The organism is Amycolatopsis sp. NPDC059027 (assembly GCF_042739735.1).
Classification (GTDB): domain Bacteria; phylum Actinomycetota; class Actinomycetes; order Mycobacteriales; family Pseudonocardiaceae; genus Amycolatopsis.
This window is the reverse complement of the sequence record NZ_JBHYIK010000012.1, coordinates 78,393-97,184: the sequence shown is the minus strand read 5'-3', so window position 1 is coordinate 97,184 and position 18,792 is coordinate 78,393. Positions and strand designations below refer to the sequence as shown.

Sequence of the window (18,792 nt, the reverse complement as noted above, 5' to 3'; positions counted from 1 at the left end):
CGCTGCCCCTGCCCCTCCCAGCTCGGCCTCCCGCTGCCTGTATCTTCTTACTCTGCCGCCCACCACACCCCCCCCACCACCCACACCCCCCCCCCCCCCACGTCCTACGAGAGGAAAGTCCCCTTCAGCTCGCGTCAGGCGATACCGGCCTGGCGCAGGGCTCGCGCGGTGAGGACGCGCGCGAGATGACGCCGGTATTCGGCGCTGGCGTGTGCCTCGTCCGGGGGCGAGGTGTCCTCGGCGGCGAGCGCGGCGGCGTCGGCGGCCGAAGCACCGGCCGCCAGCGCTTCCTCGGTCGCGCGGGCGCGGACCGGCGTACCGGCCATGTTGACCAGCGCGACCGCCTTCCCCGCCACCACGACCCCGACGATCGCCCAGTCGATCGCGCGCCGGGTGAACTTCTCGAAGCCCCAGCCGATCCCGGTCTGCCGCGGCACCCGGATCTCGGTCAGCAGCTCGTCGGGCTCCAGCGGCGTGGTGAACGGGCCGACGAAGAACTCCGCGGCCGGGATCCGCCGCTCCCCCGACGGTCCCCGTGCCACGAGGACGCCGTCGCAGGCCAGCACCGCCGCGGGCAGGTCCGCCGCGGAGTCGGCGTGGGCGAGCGAGCCGCCGAGGGTACCGCGGTGCCGGACCTGCTGGTCCCCGACCGAACCCGACACGTGCGCCAGCAGCGGCGCGTGCTCGGCCAGCACCGGATCGTGCTGCAGGTCGTGGTACCGCGTCAGCGCCCCGATCGCGATGTCGTCGCCGTCGAGCCGGACGTACCGCAGCTCGTCCAGCGGCGCGATGTCGACGACGACCTCGGGCGCGGCGAACCGGAGTTTCATCAGCGGCAGCAGGGAATGCCCGCCGGCGAGGACCTTCGCCTCGTCGCCGTGCTCCGACAGCAGCGCCAGCGCTTCGTCCACAGTGGACGCCCGGTGGTAGGCGAACGCGGCGGGGATCACCGGTCCACCTCCTGCCCGGACGCCTCGATCACGGCGCTGACGATGTTGTGGTACCCGGTGCAGCGGCACAGATTGCCTTCGAGACCCTCGCGGACCTCGTCCCGGGTCGGCTTCGGATTGTGCGCCAGCAGCGACACCGACGCCATGATCATCCCCGGCGTGCAGAACCCGCACTGCAGCCCGTGCTGCTCGCGGAACGCCCGCTGCACCGGGTGCAGCTCGCCGCCGGGCTCCGCCAGGCCTTCGACCGTGGTGACGGCGTGCCCGTCGGCCTGCGCGGCGAGCACCGTGCACGACTTCACCGACTCGCCGTCGAGCAGGACCGTGCACGCCCCGCACGACGTCGTGTCGCAGCCGATGTTGGTGCCGGTGAGGCCCGCGGTGTCCCGCAGGAAGTGCACGAGAAGCGTGCGGTCCTCCACCTCCTCGGTCACCGCGCGGCCGTTGACCTCGATCCCGACCTTCACTTCTTCTCCGCCTTCCCAGCCTCGTCCAGTGCCGCCCAGACCCGCATCGGGGTCGCCGGCATGTCCAGGTGCCGCACCCCGTACGGCGCCAGCGCGTCCACGACGGCGTTGTGCACCGCCGGCGTCGACCCGATGGTCGCCGCCTCACCGATTCCCTTGACCCCCAACAGGTTCCGCGTCGTCGGGGTCGCCAGGTCCACCAGTTCGAAGTCCGGCAGCTCGGTCGCGGTGATGAACGAGTAGTCGGCCAGCGTCGCCGTGGTGGGGTTGCCGTCGGAGTCGTAGTTCATCACCTCCAGCAACGCCTGCGCGACGCCCTGGCCGAGCCCGCCGTGCCGCTGGCCCCGGAAGGTCAGCGGGTTGACCACCGGGCCCGCGTCGTCGGCCGCGACGATCCGCCGCAGCACGACCTTCCCGGTCTCGGTGTCCACCTCGACCACCGCGAGGTGCGCGCCGAACGGGAACGTCGGCTTGCCGTCGGCGAACCAGACGTCGGCCGTCAGTTTCGTCTCCCCCGCCGCCTCGGCCAGCCGCGCCCAGGTGAGCACCGTGCTGGACGGCGCGCCGCGCACCTGCCAGACCCCGCGCTCGGCGTCGAGCTCGATGTCGTCCGCCCCGGCCTCCAGCAGCTCGGCCGCGATCTCCCTGGCGTGCGCGATCACCTCGTCGGCGGCCTGCCGGATCGCCGAACCGCCGAACTGCAGCGAACGCGACCCGAACGTGCCGACCGCCTTCGGCACCTCGTCGGTGTCACCGTGCTTCACGGTGATCTTCCCGAGCGGCACCCCGAGCCGGTCCGACAGCAGCATCGCCAAGGACGTCGCCAATCCCTGACCGTGCGGGGAACTCCCGGTGTACGCGGTCACCGAACCGTCGCGGTTGATCTCGACGCGGCCGCTCTCCCCGCCGCCGTCCCCGCCGGTGATCTCGACGTAGGTCGCGATCCCGAGCCCGAGCGCCACGACGTCGCCCTCGGCCCGCCGCCGCTCCTGCTCGGCACGGAGTTCCGCGTACCCGGCGGCTTCGAGCACCGCGTCGAGCGCCTTGGCGTACTCCCCGGTGTCGTAGGACGCACCGGTCGCCGTCGTGTAGGGGAACTCTTCGGGCCGGATGAAGTTGATCCGCCGCACCTCGGCGGGATCCATCCCGATCTCCGCGGCGAACAGGTCCATCGCGCGTTCGACCGCCGCGGTCGCCTCCGGGCGCCCCGCCCCGCGGTACGCCGCGATCGGAGTCGTCGTGGTGACCACCGCGCGGCTGGCCGCCTCCACCTTCGGGAACCGGTAGACGCCCGGCGCCATCAGCTCGGTCAGCGTCGGCAGGAACAACGCGCGCGGGTAAGCACCCGCGTCCTGCACGACGTCGATCCGGTACGCGAGCACCGTGCCGTCGCGCCTGCCGCCGATGGTGACGGTGTTCCGCTGGGCGCGGCCGTGCGTCATCGCGGTCAGGTTCTCGCTGCGCGATTCGGTCCACCGCACCGGCCGTCCGGCCCGGCGCGCCGCCCAGGCGAGGACGATCGCCTCGGGGTCGGCACCGATCTTCGCGCCGAACCCACCACCGACGTCCGGTGCGATCACCCGGACGGATTCCTCGCCGACGCCGAGCCCCATGGCGAGCTGCGACCGGCCGATCTGCGCGTTCTGGGTGGACAGCCACATCGTCAGCCTGCCGTCCTCGCCCCACGCGCACGAGGCGCCGCGGACCTCCAGCGGCGCGGCCGCGAGCCGCTGGTTGAGCACGGACTCGGTGACGACGACTTCGCAGTCGGCGAACGTCGCGTCGTCGAACGGACCGCCGTGGGTCTGCACGACATTGTCTTCGAATTCCGGGAAAAGCACGGTCTCGCCGGACAAGGCCGCGTCGATGCCCGCCACCGCGTCCAGCGGGTCGTAGTCGACGTCCACCAGCTCGGCGGCATCCGCCAGCTGGTACCGCTCCTCGGTCAGCACGAGCGCGACCGGCTCACCGACGTACCGCACGACGTCCGCCGCGAGCCACGGCTCTTGCACCGGCCCCGAGTCGTGCGGGGCGAGGTCGAGATCCGCGGCCGTGAGGACCGCGACCACGCCCGGCGCTTCCAGCGCCGCCGAAACGTCGATCCCCTCGATCCGCGCGTGCGCGATCGGACTGCGCACGAACACCGCGTGTACGGCTCCGGAAAGCGCTTCCTCCCGCAGATCGTCCACGTACGCGCCACCCGTGGTGATCAGCTTCTGGTCCTCCACGCGGACCACCCTGGTGCCGACAATGCTCATCTGGCCTCCCGCTCACGGCTTTCCCCGCCGATCATGCCCTGCGCACCGGTGTCGCGTCAGCCCGGCACGGGATTCCTGCCCCATCGACCAGCGGTATAGGCCGTTATACATCCGCCGTTCAGCGGAATGGAGTGTCCGAAGTGGACGGATAGCCGTGGGCGCGGCGGAGCGCGGCGGCGAGTTCCCCGGGGGTGACGGCGACGGCGGCGACGTGCGCGTCCGGGCGGACCACCCAGGTCTCGCCGGGACGCGCGCCGAGCGCGGCCGTCGTCCCCGGGTCGAGCGAGCACATCCGGACCGGCGACGAGGTGCTCGCCGCGACCGCCGAACGCAGCTCGGCGGTGTCCGCACCGAGAGCCGTGAGCAGCAGGAACCCGGCCCTCGCCAGAGCACGCAGCCGCTCGCCGCCGGGCAGCACGACGTCCGGGACGAGCACGCCGGGGCCCGCGGCGGGAAGCGTCCCGCGCGGTGGACGATCGACGAAGGGCCGCGCCGGATCCGGTGTGGTCAGCGGGGATCCGGTGTACCAGAACGGTTCGGCGAGCCGTCCGGAGTCGACCTCGGCGTGCAGGGCCGGATCGCGCGTGGCCCGGTCCAGCACGTCGAGGCGGCGGGCCCGGTGCTCCGGCGTGCGCGGCACGAGGAAGTCCATCGTCGCGCTGGTGACCGCGAGGTTCTCCAGCGCCGCCGCGTGCCGTTCGTCGTGGTAGCTCTCCAGCAGCCCCGGCCCCGCCCAGCCCCGCAGGACGTAGGCGAGTTTCCACGCCGCGTTCTCCGCGTCCGCGACTCCGGAGTTGAGCCCGCGCGCGCCGAAGGGCGCCATGAGGTGCGCGCAGTCCCCCGCCAGCAGGACGCGGCCCGCGCGCAGCCGGTCGGCGACCCGGGAATGGAAGCGGTACACCGATTTCCAGGCGATCTCGTAGGGCCGGTCGCCGATGATCGCGCGGACCCGCGCGTCGAGCCTGCCGTCGCTTTCCTCGGCGGCGAGGTCGTAGTCGCCGGGCACCTGCCAGTCGATGCGGAAGTGCCCGCCTGGGCACGGATGGATGAGCACCTGCCGCCCCGGGTTCCACGGCGGGTCGAAATAGAACCGCCGTTCGGTCGCCCAGCCTTCGAGGTCGGCGCGGATGTCGCAGATCAGGAACAGATCGTCGAAGGACTGCCCGCCGAAGCCGACGCCGAGCATCCGCCGGACGTCGTCGCCCCGGGCGCCGGCGCACGCGACGGCGTAGCCCGCCTCGATCCGGCTCGGGCCGCCGGTGGTCTCGCACCGGATCCCCACGCCGTCCGCCGACTGCTCGATGGCGGCGACCCGATGGCCCCACCGCACGTCGATGAGCGGCTGCGCCGCGATCCGCTCGTCGAGGATTTCCTCGGTACGGGACTGGGACAGGTTGACGAACGGCGGGAGCCGCGTGTCGGGACTGGGCAACCGGTAGGAGAACAACTCACGATCGCGGTAGAACGTCCGTGCCGTGGTCCAGGTGACGCCCTCCGCCGCGACGGCCTCGCCCGCGCCCACCGCCGCCCAGATGTCGAGGACGTCCCGCTGCTGGCAGATCGCCTTCGAACCGACGAGATCGCGAGCGGGCCGCCGGTCCAGCAGCACCACCGGAATCCCCCACCCGGCCAGCAGCAGCGCCGTCGTCTGCCCGACCGGCCCGTTGCCCAGCACCGCCACACGCGCGGTCACGGTGTCCACGGTCCTAGTCCTGCAACTGGTCCCAGACCTCCCGGTCCCGCTCGGCCGTCCACACCACGGGCCGCTCGATCCCGGAGAGCTCGTCCCACAGCCGCGAGACGTCGAACGGCAGGCAGTGCTCGAAAATCGGCCAGTGCCCGTAGCCGTCCACGAGCGCCGCGTGGGTGCGTTCGAAGGCCTCCTTCAACGTCCCGCCGCGCTCCTGGACCGCGCCGACTTCACGGATCATGACGGTCAGGAAGTGCCGCGTCTGCGCGATCGCCGCGTCCACCGCGTCCCGGCCCCGGCTCACCCCGCCCCTGCCGCCGATGAGCACGTCGGCGCCGAACGCGGCCACCGTGTCCAAAGTGGACGAAGACCAGTCGCGGTGGAAGGCGTCGCCGGTGTACAGCGCGGCCTCGGCCTCGACGAGGTCCCCGGCGTAGAGGATCTTCTGCCGGGGCAGCCAGGCGACGATGTCGCCCTCGGTGTGCCCGCGCCCGCAGTACTGGAGCACCAGGTCGCCCCGGTCGCCGCCGAGGTCGATGGTGAGCCGGTCGGAGAACGTCAGCGTCGGCCAGGTGAGCCCTGGCACCGAATCCGCGCCCTTCGCCAGCCGCGGCATCCGGCCGAACTCGCTCTCCCAGTCCTCCTTGCCGCGCTCGGCGACCAGTGCGCGGGTGTTCTCGTGCGCGACGATCACCTCGGCGTCGAACGCGGACGCGCCGAGCACCCGGACCGCGTGATAATGCGAAAGAACCAGATACCGCACGGGTTTGTCGGTGTGCTCGCGCAGTTTCGCGAGCCACTCGGCCGCGGCGACCGGCGTCGCGAGCGCCTCGAAGCAGACGAGGAAGTCCTCGCCCTCGATCGCCCCGATATTGGGGTCTCCCTCGGCCGTGAGCGCGTACACGCCGTCGGCGAGCACCTCGAGAGTCTGCTGCTTCTCGTCGAGGTCCGCCGAGGAGGCGAAGGCCTTCTTGGTCATGACGAGCACTCCCTCGTACTAGTCAAAGGTTTGACCATTCTCGGTGTCAGGCTAGCCCGCCTCCCCGCCGGTGTGAAGCCCTTTGGCTTAGCCTGTGCGAATGCGCGAGGAACCGGCCGAGCTCGACTACCTCTCGTTCGTCGACTACGCGATCGAGAAGACCCACAGTGAGCTGCCCGCGATCGACCCTGCCGCGATGCGTCTCGGGCTCACGCTGCACCGGCTGGCCAGCGCGCTCGTCTACGACTGGGAGTCGACCGTGCACCGCCCGCGCGGCTGGAGCTGGGCGGGGTTCCGGGTGCTGTTCGTGCTGTGGCTGGCCGGGCCGCTGGAGGCCCGGCACGTCGCCCGGCTCTCCGGGATGAGCCGGGCCGCGGTGTCCGCGCTGGTCAACACGCTGGAGCGGGACGGGCTGGTCTCGCGGACCCCGGCCGAGCACGACCGCCGCGCGGTGCAGCTGAGTCTCACCGACGCGGGGCACGATGCCGTCGTCGGCGCGTACCAGGACCACAACGCGCGCGAGCGGGCCTGGGCCTCGTCGCTGACCGAACAGGAGCAGACCGTCCTCATCGGACTGCTGGAGAAACTGACCACCGGCCCCGCGGCCGCGGCGGCGAAACGACGGTCGTGATTCAGCTGGCCAGGCCGGGCAGCGTAAGACTGTGGCCGGTCTGTTCCGCCTTCGCCCGCAGGTAGCGGACATTGCTCTCGGTCGCGAACACCCCGGTCGGCACACATTCGCGCAACGCGATCCCGGCGGCCCGCAGCTGCTCGGCCTTGTCGGGGTTGTTCGACAGGAGATCCACTCGCGTGACGCCGAGCGCGCGCAGCATCTGCGCGGCGGCGGTGTAGTCGCGGGCGTCCTCGGGCAGCCCGAGCGCGGTGTTCGCCGCGTAGGTGTCGAGCCCCTGGTCCTGCAGCGCGTACGCGTCGAGCTTGTTGTAGAGGCCGATGCCCCGCCCCTCCTGCCGGAGGTAGAGCAGATAGCCGCCGGTCTCGGAGATCCGCGCGACCGCTTCGCGCAGCTGCGGGCCGCAGTCGCACCGCGCCGACCCGAAGACGTCGCCGGTCAGGCACTCGGAATGGATTCGCACCAGGGGGACGCTGTCACCAGGAGTGCCGAACGCGAACGCCAGATGCTCCGCGCCGTCGACGAGACCGCGGAACGTGACGGCTTCGCCTTCGACCTCGAAACCGTCGAAGCGCAGCGGAATCCGCACCCGGGTCCGGATCTCCGCGACGGTGTCGGCGCTGTCAGCACTCATGATCGAACCCTACAGCTTTGCTCGAAGATGCGGCGGACAAGTAGGGTCCGCACATGGTCTCCGCCGCCACCGCGTTCTCGTTCGCGCTCGTCGTCCTGCTCGGTGCCATGCTCCCCGGCCCGGATTTCGTGGTCGTGACGCGGAGTTCGCTCGTCGGCGGGCGCCGCGCGGGCATCGCCGCCGGAATCGGGATCGCGTGCGGGGTCTTCGCCTGGGTGGTGGCGATCGCGTTCGGCGTCGCCGCGGTGCTGGCCGCCTCGGCGGTGGCGTTCACCGTGGTGAAGCTGATCGGCGCGGCCTACCTGATCTTCCTGGGCGTCAAGGCATGGCTCGCCGTCCGCCGCGGCGAGTACCAGGAGCTTCGCCAGGACGGCCCGAAGCAGCTCACCGCGTGGGCGGGGTTCCGCCAGGGCCTGCTCACCAACCTGCTCAACCCGAAGGTCGCGGTCTACTTCCTGGCGCTGGTCCCCCAGTTCCTCCCGCGGTCGGCGTCGACGGCGCAGGTCCTCGAACTCGCCGTCCTCGCCCTCGCCTCGACCGTGGTGTGGTTCATGACGCTCGCGGTCGTGGTCGGCCTGCTGCGGCGGTTCCTCACCAGGGCCAAGGTCCGGCGCGCGCTGGACGCCGTGATGGGCTCGCTGCTCGTCGCGCTCGGCGTCCGGGTGGCCGCCCAGAGCACCTAGCGCGACGAGCGAGCCAGGTCAGACGCCCAGGGTTTCGGCGGCCAGGCGGGTGCCTTCGACCCTGGCCGCGATCTTCGCGAACGCCGTGTCCCGCGACGTCGAAACGTCATCGGCGAACGGCGAGAACCCACAGTCGTCGCAGGTGCCGAGCCGGTCCACCGGGATGTGCCGCGCCGCGGTGAGCACCCGGTCGCGGACCTCCTCGGCCGTCTCGACCCGCGGGTCGATCGGATCGATGACGCCGACGAAGACCCGTTGGTCCGGCCGCAGGTGCTCGGCGATGATCCGCAACGCCTTCTCCGGGTCGCTTTCGCTGGCGAGCTGGACGTAGACCCGGCCGACGTTCAGCCGGAACAACGTCGGCAGCAGACCCGAGTAGTCGACGTCGAGGCTGTGCGCCGAATCCTGGTCCCCGCCGGGGCAGGTGTGCACGCCGATCCGCTGCCGCTCCTGCTCGGTGAACCGTTCGAGCACCCGGTTGTTCAGGTCGACGAACAACTGCAGCAGCCCGCCCGAGGGGTCCAGTTTGAGCGAAAGACGTCCCTCGGTGAAGTCGAGCTGGACGCTGTCCGCGCCGGCGTCGAGGCTGCGCCGGATGTCGGCCGCCGCCTCGTCCACCAGATCGGCCACGAACTGTTCGTTGCTGTACCCGTCGATCCCGTCCTGCGGGTAGATCAGCCCGATCGCCGACGCCGCGATCACCGCCTGCTTCACCGGCTTGTCGGTCAGTTTCTTCGCCCGCACAAGGTATTCGTCCGCGTACGTCTGGTACCGGAAGGGACCGGCCGTCAGCTTCGGCAGCTGGCGGGTGTGCCCGTCGGCGAACGGGATGACGACGCCGTCCGGCGCCAGCGAGTCCGAGCCCGCAAGCGGATAGGTCGCGAAGCTCGGCTTACCCTGCTCGCCGTCGGTGAGCACCGGGGAACCGGTCTCCTCGAGACGGCCGATCGTTTCGGCCAGTGCCTTGGCTTCCAGTTCCGCCAGCGCGTTCGCGTCGATCCGGCCTGCGGCGAAGTCACCGAGCCCGGACACGAGGTAGGCGGGCCGCGGGATGCTGCCGATAGGTTCGGTGGGAATGGTCAAGGGTCCTCCAGAGGATGTCGCCTGATCACAACCGGTCACCAGTCCCGCACAAATTACCGTGCGGAAAGGGTTTTCCCGGATTCCCGCCCGCGTTACCGCCCATCCGGACGAATTCGAGCGCTCAACCGGCCATCCGTCACGCCGGTTTCGGGACGTAGGCGGGCATCGCCTCGAGACTGTGGCGCACGGCCTCGGCGCCGTACTCGAACATCTGCCGCTCGTAGTCGCCGACCGCGCCAAGGAGATCCTGGCGTCCCTCGGCGGCTTCGACCAGGCAGCGACGCAGCAGGTCGGCGTCACGCAGGGCGGTGTTGGCGCCGTTGCCGCCGGTCGGGGAAGTGGCGTGGATGGCGTCACCGAGCAGCGTGACGGGGCCGGGCGCCCAGCGCTCGCCGGGCTCGACCACCCGGATGGACAGCAGGGTGCTGTTGTCCGGATCGGCCTCCTCGATCAACGTCCGCAGCTCCGGATGCCAGCCGTCCATCCTGGACAACACGGCTTCCTGCGGGGTCATGCCACTGAGCGAGCCGGTCGGCGGCAGGATCATCGCCCAGCGCACGTAGTCGCGGATGTCGGGGAGGGTCACCTCGGGAGCCAGCTTCTCGGCCGCCTCCTTCGGCGGAGTACGGAAACGCATCGCGCCGAGCAGCAGGCTCACCCCGTCCCCGGCGATCTTCCCGCCGTAAGCCCGCGAAACTCCGGCGAAGCGCTCGGACAGCGGCGTGCGGCCGATGACGAACCGGACACCGGTGTCGGACGGCGTGGTCCGCGGCGACAACACCGAGCGAACCGCGGAGTTGACCCCGTCCGCCCCGACGAGCAGGTCGGCGGTGGCCGCGCCACCGTGCGCGAACCGGGCCTCGACCCTGCCGTCGTCCAGTACGTCGTAGCCGGTCAGCGCGGCTCCGGTGTGGACCGTGAGACCGGTGAGCAGCAGGCAGCGGAGCACGTGGCGGTCGACCACGATCCCGCTCCTGGCGGGGCCGAGCTCGCCGATCTTGTTCAGCCGCGGGTCCAGGGCCAGCCGCTCGACGTAGGCGTCACTGACGACCTCGTCGAGCAGAGGGTGCCAGCGCGGCGGCAGACAGCTCCGCAGCGCCTCGAATCCCACCGGGTTCAGCACGAGCCGGTAGCCCTGGAACCGCGCCGTGATCGCCGGGTCGCGCTCGTAGACGTCGGCCTCGATCCCGGCGCCACGCAGCCCTTGCGCCAGGCACAGGCCGCCCAGACCGGCTCCGACGACGGAAACTCGCATCACATACCTCCCGAACTGGTCTCTCGAACACGGCTCAGGGAGCTGGGCGAGGCCGGGAAACCGGATTGACGAACTTAGTTCGTGTTGACGATCTAAGTTCTACGGGAGGATGAGGCGGGCGTCAAGGCGATAGTGACCCAGACCCCGGGCAACCGCCCCTGGACAGCCGAAAGTGTCCATTGTGGACCAACGGGGTGAATAGGACGTTATACGGTTATTTCGCGTCGCGGGTGGGTATTCCCCAGGTGACTGCCGGGTCCGGCGCCGAAGGAGGCTACGCGATGCTCAGCCGTCACGACCGCCACGAGCTGGACAAGATCGAGCACTGGTTCGAGACGACCGATCCGGAGCTCGCCGAGATGCTGCGGTCGGCGAAGCCCTCGTCGTCGCGCTGGTTGACGGCCCTGGCGATCGCGCTCGGCGCGGCGGCACTCGTACTGCCGGTCGTGGGCGTGCTGACCTCCACGGTCCCGCTCGTCCTGTACGCCGTCCCGGCCGCGGGCGGTGCGATCTGGGCCTACGCCGCGCGCCGCCGCCGCTGACCCGGGCTCCGGATGCGCCGGGGGCCGGCGCTCCCGCACACTGGACCGCGTGTCCGCCACCGACTGGGTCCTGCACTTCGACCTCGACCAGTTCATCGCCGCGGTCGAGATCGCGCGTCATCCCGAACTGCGCGGCCGCCCGGTGGTCGTCGGCGGCACCGGCGACGTGACCGAGCGAGCGGTCGTGGCGACCGCGTCGTACGAGGCGCGGGAGTTCGGGATCCAGTCCGGGATGCCCCTGCGGACCGCGGCGAAACGCTGCCCCGACGCCGTTTTCCTGCCCACCGACGCCCCCGCGTACGAGGAGGTGTCCGAGCGGGTGATGGCCGTGCTGCGCGAATTCCCGGTGGTGGTGGAGGTGCTCGGCTGGGACGAGGCGTTCCTCGGCGCGGTCACCGACGACCCCGAGACGCTCGCGGCCGACGTCCGCCGCGCCGTCGCCGAGCGGACCGGTCTGTCCTCTTCGGTCGGGATCGGGGACAACAAGCTGCGTGCGAAACTCGCCACCGGATTCGGCAAACCGGCGGGGATTTTCCGGCTTACCCAGGAGAACTGGTGGGACGTGATGGCCGGCCGCCCGACCGACGCGCTTTGGGGCATCGGCCGCAAGACCGCGAAGAAGCTCGCCGAGGCCGGTCTGCACACGGTGCTCGATCTCGCCGGGGCCTCCCCCGACGACCTCGCCGCGCGGTTCGGCCCCCGGCTCGGCCCGTGGTACCGGCTGCTCGCCGGCGGGATCGGCGACGCCGAGGTCACCGCGACTCCGTGGGTGGCCAAGTCCCGCAGCCGTGAAACCACCTTCCAGCAGAACCTGACCGACCCCGGCGCCGTGGCGGCCGAGGTGGCCACACTGGCCCAGCGCGTCGCCGAGGACGTGTCCGAAGAGGGCAGACCGGCCGCGCGGGTCGCGGTGAAGGTGCGCTTCGCTCCGTTCCTGACGCACACGCACAGCGTCACCCTGCCCGAGCCGACCGCCGACGCCGCCGAAATCGCCCGCGCGGCCCGGACGGTGCTGGCGATGTTCGAGCTCACCAAACCGGTGCGGCTGCTCGGCGTCCGCGCCGAATTCCCCGTTGTGGCCGACTAGCCGCTCAGTACAGCTCGGTCCGGTAGGCGTGTTCGAGGCGCCCGCCCAGCTCACCAGCCTGTTTGCCGAGGACGCGGTCCATCTTCCCGGCGTTCTCCGCGACGTGCAGGGAGCTGAAGCTCCCGCCCACCGTCACGGCGTCGGCGAGCCCGCGCTCGTCACCCTCCCACAGCTTCGCGCGGATCACCGCTTTGCCGCACTGGCCGAACACCTCGCGCACGCGCACGATCGTCGCCAGCACGGCGGGTTTCCCGTCGGCGCCGAGCCGTTCCAGCAGCCCGGGGTCGTCGGTGACGAACGCGTCCCCGTTGACACGCAAGGTTTCCCGCAGGCCCGGCACCAGGAACACCATGCCGACACCCGGGTTGCGGGCCAGGTTCTCGAACGTGTCCGCGGACTTGTTGCCGGGCCGGTCCGGAATGGCCAGCGTCCACGGGTCCAGCACCCGCACCGCCCCCGGCGGATCACCTTTCGGGCTGGTGTCGAGGTTCCCGTTCTCGTCGGAGCTGGCCAGGACGAAGAACGTGCTGTGCGCGATGAACCGGGCGGCGAACTCGCCGATGCAGGGTTCCTTCTTCTCAGCGATGAACGGCGTCGGGTGACCGATGATCTCCCGGACCCTGGCCATGTCGATGGGCCGGTAGTCGTCGGCCGCCGTGTGGACGGGAACGGCGCCGCGGGCGCTGCCGATGTCGACGCTCATGGGATTCTCCTTGTCACTGCGGGATTGTCGTCAGACGTCGAGGACCAGCCGCGGGCCGAGCGCCCGCGACACACACGGGTACATCACGTCGCCGGAGACGCGGTCGTCGCCGGAGAGGATGTCGTCGCGGTGGTCGGGGTCGCCGTCCAGTACCCGGGTTTCGCAGGTGCCGCAGATGCCTTCGCGGCAGGACCCGGTGATCGGCAGCCCTTCCTCTTCGAGCACCCCGAGGACGCTCCGGTCGGCGGGCACGGTCACCGTCCGCTCCGACCGGGCGCACACCACCTCGATCTCGGTGTTCGGCCGCGCGGGTTTGGGACGGGCCTTGAACCGCTCCGCGTGCACGGCACCGGGACCCCAGTGTGCGGCGCCCTCCTCGACCGCGGTCAGCAGGCGTTCCGGACCGCACACGTAGACGTCCGTGCCGGGCGGCGGCTGTTCGAGCCACTCGTCCAGCGGAATCCGGCCACCGCGGTCCGCGGGGTAGAGCCGCACCCGATCCCCGTACGGCCGCAGTTCGTCGAGGAACGCCATCGAATCCGCGGCCCGGCCGCCGTACACGAGCTGCCACGGCACTCCCCTGCTTTCGGCGTCACGCACCATCGGGAGGATCGGCGTGATCCCGATCCCGCCCGCGATGAACAGATAGGCCCCGGCGGGACGGAAGCCGAAATTGTCCAGCGGACCGCGCACGCGCACCGGCTGTCCCGGGCGGAGGAACGCGTGCACGTACTCCGAGCCGCCGCGGCTGTTCCGCTCGCGCAGCACGCCGATGCGATAGCAGGACCTGTCCTCCGGCCACCCGCACAGCGAGTACTGCCGGGAAATCCCGGTGGGCAGCACCAGTTCGAGGTGCGCGCCGGGACGCCACGGCGGCAGCTCGCGCCCGTCGGCGGCGGACAGCTCGACCGAGACCACCCCGGCGGCCTCCCAGCGCAGCTGCCGCACCACCATCGGAAGATCGGCCTTTTCGGTACGCGCCCGCACCGGAGCCACACTCGTCATGACCGCTCCAATTGGTGTTAACAACGTTATCGCTCTCGAAATCCAATGTAGTGATATCATCGTTAACATGTCAACGAGAGTCGCTGGGACACAGCCCCGGAGCAAGGTACGGGCGGAGACCGTGGCGCGCGCCGCGCTCGCCCTGGTCGGCTCCGGCGGGCTGGAGTCGCTGACGATGCGCAAGCTCGCCACGAGCCTCGGCGTACAGCTCCCGACGCTCTACCGGCTGTTCGAAAACAAGCAGGCCCTGCTCGACGAGATGGCCGAGACGATCACGGCCGGAGTGTCCGAGCGGGTCCGCTTCGACGGCGCGGACTGGGCGGAGAACGTCACCGTCTTCGCGCGGGAGATGCGGGAATCGTTGCTGGCACAGCGCGACGGGGCCCGTATCGTCGGTGGCAGCTACGTCACGAAGCAGCACACGATGACCCTCGGCGATCGGACACTGGCGATGCTCGACGCCGCGGGCTTCCCCGAGGAAACCGCGCTGTGGACGCTCACCACGATCTTCAGCTACGTCCTCGGCGAGACGCTCGAACAGCAGGGCGCGAGCGGTACCGAGGCCGAGACGTTCACCGCGGCGCTGGACCCCACGGCCTACCCCCGTCTCTCGATCGCGACGATCGGCCGGTTCCTCGACTTCGACGGGCGCTTCGAGTTCGGGCTGCGCGTCCTGGTGACAGGCTTGCGCGCGGAACTCGGCGGCGGCGCTCAGTCCATCCCGTCGGGCAGCGGCAGCGGCTGATCCGGGTCGAGTTCGACGCCGCGGGAGCGCAGCGTGTGGTCGAGCATCGCCCAGATCGTGCCGGACAACTGCTCGGACAGCTCGGCCTTGGTCAGCTCACCCGGATGGTCGAGCCAGCGCGTGGTGGCCGATTCGACGTACCCGACCAGGCCGAAGGCCACCGTGTCCGCCGGGGCGGTGTCGAGCCCGAACGCCGCGAGGTAGCCGGCGAACAGCTTGCTCAGGTGCAGCGCGATCGCGGAGCGGATGTCGGGCAGCGCCCCGGTTTCCCCGCTGCTGCGTACCGTCCGCAGCAGGTAGCGGTGCAGCTGGGCGTGCTCGGTGAGCCAGCGCAGATGGGTGCCGATGGCGGCCGCGATCATCTCCCGCGGCGAGCCCTGCGGGCGCCACAACGGGGCCAGTTCGGCGGTCACCAGCTCGGCCGCCCGCTGGGCGATGGCGCGCTGGAGGTCGGACGCGTCGGCGAAATGCCGGTACAGCCGCGTGCGGGCGACACCCGCGCGTTCGGCGATCTGCTCCGTCGACACGCCGGGGCCGTGTTCGGCGATCGCCTCGAGCGCCGCCTCGACGAACTCCGCCCGCCGCCGCTCCTGTTGCCCCGCCCAGCGTGCCGCCCGTCCGTCGACCTTGTGCGCGGCGGGCTTCCTGGTGTTCGCGGCGGGCACTGCCATGGGGCAAGCCTACTCAACCGTCCGGGAGCGGGTGTACGCTGCGCAGGTACCTAGTACGTCGCGTACCCCCTACTTGGAGATCGCCATGGCCGTCGAGATCCAGCCCCAGGATCGGGATGTCACCGCCACACGCCTGCTGAAGAGCTCGGCGAAGAACTCGTACGACCCGTACGTCGACATCGACTGGGACGCCCCGCTCGTCGACGGCAAGGCGTTCATGCCGCTGGAACGGGTTTCGCTGTACGGCACGCCGCTGTGGGACCGGCTGACGCCGGACCAGCGCATAGAACTGTCCAAACACGAGATCGCCAGCATCATGAGCGTCGGGTTGTGGTTCGAGATCGTGCTGATGCAGCTGCTCGCCCGCTACGTCTACAACCTCGACGCCCGCACCGAGCACGCGCAGTACGCGCTCACCGAGATCGGGGACGAGACCCGGCACTCGGTGATGTTCGCGCGGACGGCCGAACGGCTCGGCGTGCCCCGCTACGGCGTCCCCGAGATCGTGCGCAGGCTGGGCAAGGTCTTCGCCGCCACCGCCGCCGGGCCGTCGATGTTCGCGGCGGTGCTGGTGGCCGAGGAGACCACCGACCGGCTGCAACGGTCCATGATGGACGATGACGGCATCCAGCCGCTGATCCGCGCGGTGAACCGGATCCACGTGGTGGAAGAGGCCCGCCACGTCCGGTTCGCGAAGGAGGAGGTACTGCGGACGGTGCCGCGGCTGTCCCCCGCGGGCCTGCGCTGGCATCGGGCCCGCACCGCCCTGGTCTCCTACGGCGTCGTCGACACCCTCGTCGACCCGCGCGTTTATCGCAGCGTCGGAATCGATCCCCGGGAAGGACGGGCCGCCGCGCTGGCCAACCCGCACTTCCGTGAGACCCGCCGGTGGATGGCCGAGAAGATCGTGCCGTTCCTGCGGGACGCGGGGCTCATCGGCGGGCGGTCCGAACGGATCTGGCGCGGGGCGTTTCTCCTGTGAGCTGACGGCATTACTGCCCTTACCGCACCGGACGAGATCCGCGACGCTGCCCGGGTGACCGCACCTGCCCTCCCCAGCGCGCCCGCCGCTTCCCCTGCCCCCAGAGCCAACCGCACAGTTCTCGTCGCGCTTGCCGGTGTCGTCGTCGGCGCGCTCCTGGTCGGTGTTCCCTGGCTCGTGATCGGGCTGTCCGGCCCGGGCGTCTCCGGCACGACGCTCAAGGCGCCGGACACGATCGGCGGCCTGTCCCGTTATCAGGACGCGCTGGCCAAGCGCGGCGGCGACAAGACCAAGAGCCTGGTCGACGGTGAGAACGCGGATGAGGTCAAGAACGCCGAACGGCTGTCGTCCGCCTATCACGGCGCAGGCGCGGTGTCCCAGCGCTACGCCGACGCCGAACTCGAAGAAATCGTGCTGCTGCAAGCGGTCCGGGCCGATTCGCCGGAGCCGTTCGTGCCCTACGTCGACGCGGCGCGGCTGGGTCTGGCCGCGCCTCAGCAGGACCTCGAACGCGTCGGCGACGTCGTGTGCGTCATTTACAACCAGCCGACGCGGGCGGGTGAGAAACCCGCGGAGGACGCCAAAGGCGTGATGAGCTGCCAGCGCAGCGGCGGCGGGCTCACTGTGCAGATCGTGGTCGGGTCCAGCGGCAAACTGCGCCACGACGCGGGCGCGGTCGCGGCTCTGATCGGGCAGGCGTGGCCGAAGCTGTCCTGAGTGTCACGACACACCACGGACTCACCACCGCGCGGCTAGCCTTGACGCACTGTCCCCTGTGGAGGTGGCCGTGCGAAGACGGACTCTGCTCATCGGTGCCGGCGCCGTCGTGGCCGCCGGCGGGCTCGGCTGGGCCGGAGTCGCCACCTTCACGTCCGACGACCGGCCGCTCGCGCTCGTCTACCGCGGCCCGGCCGCCTGCGACGGCTGCGCAGAGGCCGTCGCGACGTTGCTGCGGGGCACCACCACGCCGTTGCGAGTCGAGTACTGCGGGCCGGGCGAAGCGACATCACTCACCCGGGCCTCGCTCGACAAGGCCGTCCTCTACGCCCAGCCCGGCGGGGGCAGCCTGGACGACGGCTGGCGGAAGATGCGCCGCTACGCCGACGACATCCGCGGCTGGGTCGCCGACGGCGGCCGCTACGTGGGCTTCTGCCTCGGCGGCTACCTCGCCGGGGCCACCCCGGGGTTCAACCTGCTGCCCGGCGACACCGACCAGTACATCGCCTCCCGCAAGGCCAGCGTGCGCACCACCCAGGACACGGTGGTGACCGTGTCCTGGCGCGGCCAGAACCGGACGGTGTACTTCCAGGACGGCCCGGAGTTCAAGCTGCGCCCTGGCGCGAGCGCGAACGTGCTCGCCACCTACGACACCGGAACCCCGGCCGCGGTGGTCGTCGCTCACGGGAAGGGCCGGGTCGGCGTGGTCGGGCCCCATCCGGAGGCGGACGCGACCTGGTACCGCTCGGCGAAGCTCGCGATGCCCGGCAGCGGCGAGAGCGATCTCGGCCGCGATCTGGTCGAGACGACGCTGGCTTGACACTCCCCGGCGGCTTTGCCACTCTGGTTTCCGGGCCGAGAGGCGCTGCGACGGAATTCTTTCCGCCACGCTCGGCCCGCGATGACGACTCCAAGGGCGCCTCCTGAACTCAGGAGGCGCCTTCGTGCATTCGAGACAAGAAAAGCACTGACTCGCCCCTGAGTGGGTGTTTCCGTCCTGCACGGAAATGCCCTGATTCCTCCTGCCCTTGTCCAGCCGAGAAGAGAGCGAGAAATGAGCGAAAAACTGCGGGAGATCAACGGAATGGACTTCGCCGTCGCGGATCTGGCGCTGGCCGAGGCGGGCCGGATCCAGCTGCGGCTCGCGGAGCACGAGATGCCCGGCCTGATGGCCATCCGCGAGGAGTACGCCGCCGCGCAGCCGCTCAAGGGCGCCCGTGTCGCGGGTTCGCTGCACATGACGGTGCAGACCGCGGTGCTGATCGAGACACTGGTGGCGCTCGGCGCCGAGGTCCGGTGGGTTTCCTGCAACATCTTCTCGACCCAGGACGAGGCCGCCGCGGCCGTCGTCGTCGGGCGCGACGGCACCCCGGACCGTCCACAAGGGACTTCGGTGTTCGCGTGGAAGGGTGAGACGCTCGACGAGTACTGGTGGTGCACCGACCAGCTTTTCCGGTTCCCCGGCGGGAAGACGCCGAACATGATCCTCGACGACGGCGGAGACGCGACGCTGCTGGTCCACAAGGGAGTCGAGTTCGAGGCGGCGGGCGCCGTGCCCCAGCCCGCCGACGACGAACCCGAGGAGTACCGGATCATCCTGCGCACGCTGTCCGAAAGCCTGGCCGCCGACGGGCAGCGGTTCACCCGCATGGCCGCCGACATCCGCGGTGTCACCGAGGAAACCACCAACGGCGTCAAGCGACTCTACAA

Annotated in this window: 20 protein-coding genes and 1 riboswitch; of the genes, 9 read left to right on the top strand and 11 right to left on the bottom strand. The window is 70.9% G+C overall.

All coding sequences use genetic code 11. The annotated features are described in order from the left end of the window. Positions 1–134: 134 nt before the first annotated feature. The 5 genes from ACFWY9_RS11005 to ACFWY9_RS10985 all read right to left on the bottom strand — a co-directional run bounded on the left by ACFWY9_RS11005 (position 135) and on the right by ACFWY9_RS10985 (position 6,344). Positions 135–950 (bottom strand): FAD binding domain-containing protein, encoded by an 816-nt coding sequence (locus ACFWY9_RS11005; protein ID WP_378322500.1) that lies wholly within the window; start codon positions 948–950, stop codon positions 135–137. Further along, positions 947–1,417: a (2Fe-2S)-binding protein gene (locus ACFWY9_RS11000; RefSeq protein ID WP_378322499.1), complete on the bottom strand. Its 471-nt coding sequence runs from the start codon at positions 1,415–1,417 to the stop codon at positions 947–949. Before ACFWY9_RS11000 ends, ACFWY9_RS11005 begins: the two co-directional genes overlap by 4 nt. Beyond that, complete coding sequence (locus ACFWY9_RS10995) at positions 1,414–3,675, bottom strand: xanthine dehydrogenase family protein molybdopterin-binding subunit (RefSeq protein WP_378338738.1); 2,262 nt, start codon at positions 3,673–3,675, stop codon at positions 1,414–1,416. The genes ACFWY9_RS11000 and ACFWY9_RS10995 overlap by 4 nt, the downstream gene beginning before the upstream one ends. Before the next feature lie 118 nt (positions 3,676–3,793). After that, on the bottom strand, positions 3,794–5,368 hold the full coding sequence (locus ACFWY9_RS10990; RefSeq protein WP_378338737.1) for an FAD-dependent monooxygenase: 1,575 nt from the start codon (positions 5,366–5,368) through the stop codon (positions 3,794–3,796). 13 nt (positions 5,369–5,381) lie between these two features. Beyond that, positions 5,382–6,344, bottom strand: a complete 963-nt coding sequence (locus tag ACFWY9_RS10985) for an MBL fold metallo-hydrolase (protein ID WP_378338736.1) — start codon at positions 6,342–6,344, stop codon at positions 5,382–5,384. A gap of 100 nt (positions 6,345–6,444) precedes the next feature. On the opposite strand from ACFWY9_RS10985, the gene ACFWY9_RS10980 reads away from it, so the two are divergent. After that, positions 6,445–6,975: a MarR family winged helix-turn-helix transcriptional regulator gene (locus ACFWY9_RS10980; protein ID WP_378322493.1), complete on the top strand. Its 531-nt coding sequence runs from the start codon at positions 6,445–6,447 to the stop codon at positions 6,973–6,975. Between the two features lies 1 nt (position 6,976). Here ACFWY9_RS10980 and ribA read toward each other — a convergent pair whose 3' ends face one another. After that, positions 6,977–7,609, bottom strand: coding sequence for a GTP cyclohydrolase II (ribA, locus tag ACFWY9_RS10975; RefSeq protein WP_378338735.1), 633 nt, complete (start codon positions 7,607–7,609; stop codon positions 6,977–6,979). A 53-nt stretch (positions 7,610–7,662) separates the two neighbouring features. Between ribA and ACFWY9_RS10970 the strand changes: the two genes are divergently transcribed. Then, complete coding sequence (locus ACFWY9_RS10970) at positions 7,663–8,292, top strand: LysE family translocator (RefSeq protein ID WP_378322490.1); 630 nt, start codon at positions 7,663–7,665, stop codon at positions 8,290–8,292. 18 nt (positions 8,293–8,310) lie between these two features. Here the strand turns inward: ACFWY9_RS10970 and ACFWY9_RS10965 are convergent, their stop codons facing one another. Then, entirely contained in the window at positions 8,311–9,375 is a 1,065-nt protein-coding gene (locus tag ACFWY9_RS10965) for a cobalamin-independent methionine synthase II family protein (protein ID WP_378338734.1), read from the bottom strand. A gap of 136 nt (positions 9,376–9,511) precedes the next feature. After that, positions 9,512–10,630, bottom strand: a complete 1,119-nt coding sequence (locus ACFWY9_RS10960; protein ID WP_378338733.1) for an FAD-dependent oxidoreductase — start codon at positions 10,628–10,630, stop codon at positions 9,512–9,514. Positions 10,631–10,911: 281 nt separating this feature from the next. Here ACFWY9_RS10960 and ACFWY9_RS10955 point away from each other — a divergent pair, with 281 nt between their 5' ends. Both ACFWY9_RS10955 and ACFWY9_RS10950 read left to right on the top strand, forming a co-directional pair. Next, complete coding sequence (locus ACFWY9_RS10955; protein ID WP_378322486.1) at positions 10,912–11,172, top strand: DUF3040 domain-containing protein; 261 nt, start codon at positions 10,912–10,914, stop codon at positions 11,170–11,172. A gap of 49 nt (positions 11,173–11,221) precedes the next feature. Next, positions 11,222–12,259: a DNA polymerase IV gene (locus tag ACFWY9_RS10950; protein ID WP_378338732.1), complete on the top strand. Its 1,038-nt coding sequence runs from the start codon at positions 11,222–11,224 to the stop codon at positions 12,257–12,259. Positions 12,260–12,263: 4 nt separating this feature from the next. Here the strand turns inward: ACFWY9_RS10950 and ACFWY9_RS10945 are convergent, their stop codons facing one another. Continuing rightward, positions 12,264–12,962, bottom strand: a complete 699-nt coding sequence (locus tag ACFWY9_RS10945) for an MSMEG_1061 family FMN-dependent PPOX-type flavoprotein (RefSeq protein ID WP_378338731.1) — start codon at positions 12,960–12,962, stop codon at positions 12,264–12,266. A gap of 30 nt (positions 12,963–12,992) precedes the next feature. Next, a complete protein-coding gene (locus ACFWY9_RS10940; RefSeq protein ID WP_378322482.1) occupies positions 12,993–13,967 on the bottom strand; it encodes a PDR/VanB family oxidoreductase in 975 nt (324 codons plus the stop codon). A gap of 67 nt (positions 13,968–14,034) precedes the next feature. Between ACFWY9_RS10940 and ACFWY9_RS10935 the strand changes: the two genes are divergently transcribed. Further along, positions 14,035–14,712, top strand: a complete 678-nt coding sequence (locus ACFWY9_RS10935) for a TetR/AcrR family transcriptional regulator C-terminal domain-containing protein (RefSeq protein ID WP_378322481.1) — start codon at positions 14,035–14,037, stop codon at positions 14,710–14,712. Here ACFWY9_RS10935 and ACFWY9_RS10930 read toward each other — a convergent pair. After that, positions 14,679–15,383 carry a TetR/AcrR family transcriptional regulator gene (locus ACFWY9_RS10930; protein ID WP_378322480.1) on the bottom strand — a complete coding sequence of 235 codons (705 nt, stop codon included), beginning with the start codon at positions 15,381–15,383 and terminating at the stop codon, positions 14,679–14,681. The genes ACFWY9_RS10935 and ACFWY9_RS10930 overlap by 34 nt on opposite strands. Before the next feature lie 85 nt (positions 15,384–15,468). Here ACFWY9_RS10930 and ACFWY9_RS10925 point away from each other — a divergent pair, with 85 nt between their 5' ends. From ACFWY9_RS10925 to ACFWY9_RS10910, 4 genes are all read left to right on the top strand, one after another. Continuing rightward, on the top strand, positions 15,469–16,365 hold the full coding sequence (locus ACFWY9_RS10925) for a diiron oxygenase (protein WP_378322479.1): 897 nt from the start codon (positions 15,469–15,471) through the stop codon (positions 16,363–16,365). A 54-nt stretch (positions 16,366–16,419) separates the two neighbouring features. Next, positions 16,420–17,082 (top strand): hypothetical protein, encoded by a 663-nt coding sequence (locus ACFWY9_RS10920; protein ID WP_378338730.1) that lies wholly within the window; start codon positions 16,420–16,422, stop codon positions 17,080–17,082. A 70-nt stretch (positions 17,083–17,152) separates the two neighbouring features. Further along, the gene (locus tag ACFWY9_RS10915) at positions 17,153–17,902 is read left to right on the top strand and encodes a BPL-N domain-containing protein (protein WP_378322477.1); all 750 of its coding nucleotides are present in this window, start codon (positions 17,153–17,155) and stop codon (positions 17,900–17,902) included. A gap of 31 nt (positions 17,903–17,933) precedes the next feature. After that, positions 17,934–18,011, top strand: a riboswitch (S-adenosyl-L-homocysteine riboswitch). 125 nt (positions 18,012–18,136) lie between these two features. Then, positions 18,137–18,792, top strand: a 656-nt coding sequence (locus ACFWY9_RS10910; protein ID WP_378338729.1) for an adenosylhomocysteinase, incomplete at its 3' end; no start/stop codon positions are given.

Excerpts from the sequence above, each read along its gene's own strand:
- ACFWY9_RS10945 (WP_378338731.1), bottom strand. The coding sequence starts at position 12,962 with ATGAGCGTCGACATCGGCAGCGCCCGCGGCGCCGTTCCCGTCCACACG.
- ACFWY9_RS10955 (WP_378322486.1), top strand. The coding sequence starts at position 10,912 with ATGCTCAGCCGTCACGACCGCCACGAGCTGGACAAGATCGAGCACTGG.
- ribA (WP_378338735.1), bottom strand. The coding sequence starts at position 7,609 with ATGAGTGCTGACAGCGCCGACACCGTCGCGGAGATCCGGACCCGGGTG.
- ACFWY9_RS10925 (WP_378322479.1), top strand. The coding sequence starts at position 15,469 with ATGGCCGTCGAGATCCAGCCCCAGGATCGGGATGTCACCGCCACACGC.
- ACFWY9_RS10985 (WP_378338736.1), bottom strand. The coding sequence starts at position 6,344 with ATGACCAAGAAGGCCTTCGCCTCCTCGGCGGACCTCGACGAGAAGCAG.
- ACFWY9_RS10940 (WP_378322482.1), bottom strand. The coding sequence starts at position 13,967 with ATGACGAGTGTGGCTCCGGTGCGGGCGCGTACCGAAAAGGCCGATCTT.
- ACFWY9_RS10935 (WP_378322481.1), top strand. The coding sequence starts at position 14,035 with ATGTCAACGAGAGTCGCTGGGACACAGCCCCGGAGCAAGGTACGGGCG.
- ACFWY9_RS10960 (WP_378338733.1), bottom strand. The coding sequence starts at position 10,630 with ATGCGAGTTTCCGTCGTCGGAGCCGGTCTGGGCGGCCTGTGCCTGGCG.
- ACFWY9_RS10930 (WP_378322480.1), bottom strand. The coding sequence starts at position 15,383 with ATGGCAGTGCCCGCCGCGAACACCAGGAAGCCCGCCGCGCACAAGGTC.
- ACFWY9_RS10980 (WP_378322493.1), top strand. The coding sequence starts at position 6,445 with ATGCGCGAGGAACCGGCCGAGCTCGACTACCTCTCGTTCGTCGACTAC.
- ACFWY9_RS10995 (WP_378338738.1), bottom strand. The coding sequence starts at position 3,675 with ATGAGCATTGTCGGCACCAGGGTGGTCCGCGTGGAGGACCAGAAGCTG.
- ACFWY9_RS10970 (WP_378322490.1), top strand. The coding sequence starts at position 7,663 with ATGGTCTCCGCCGCCACCGCGTTCTCGTTCGCGCTCGTCGTCCTGCTC.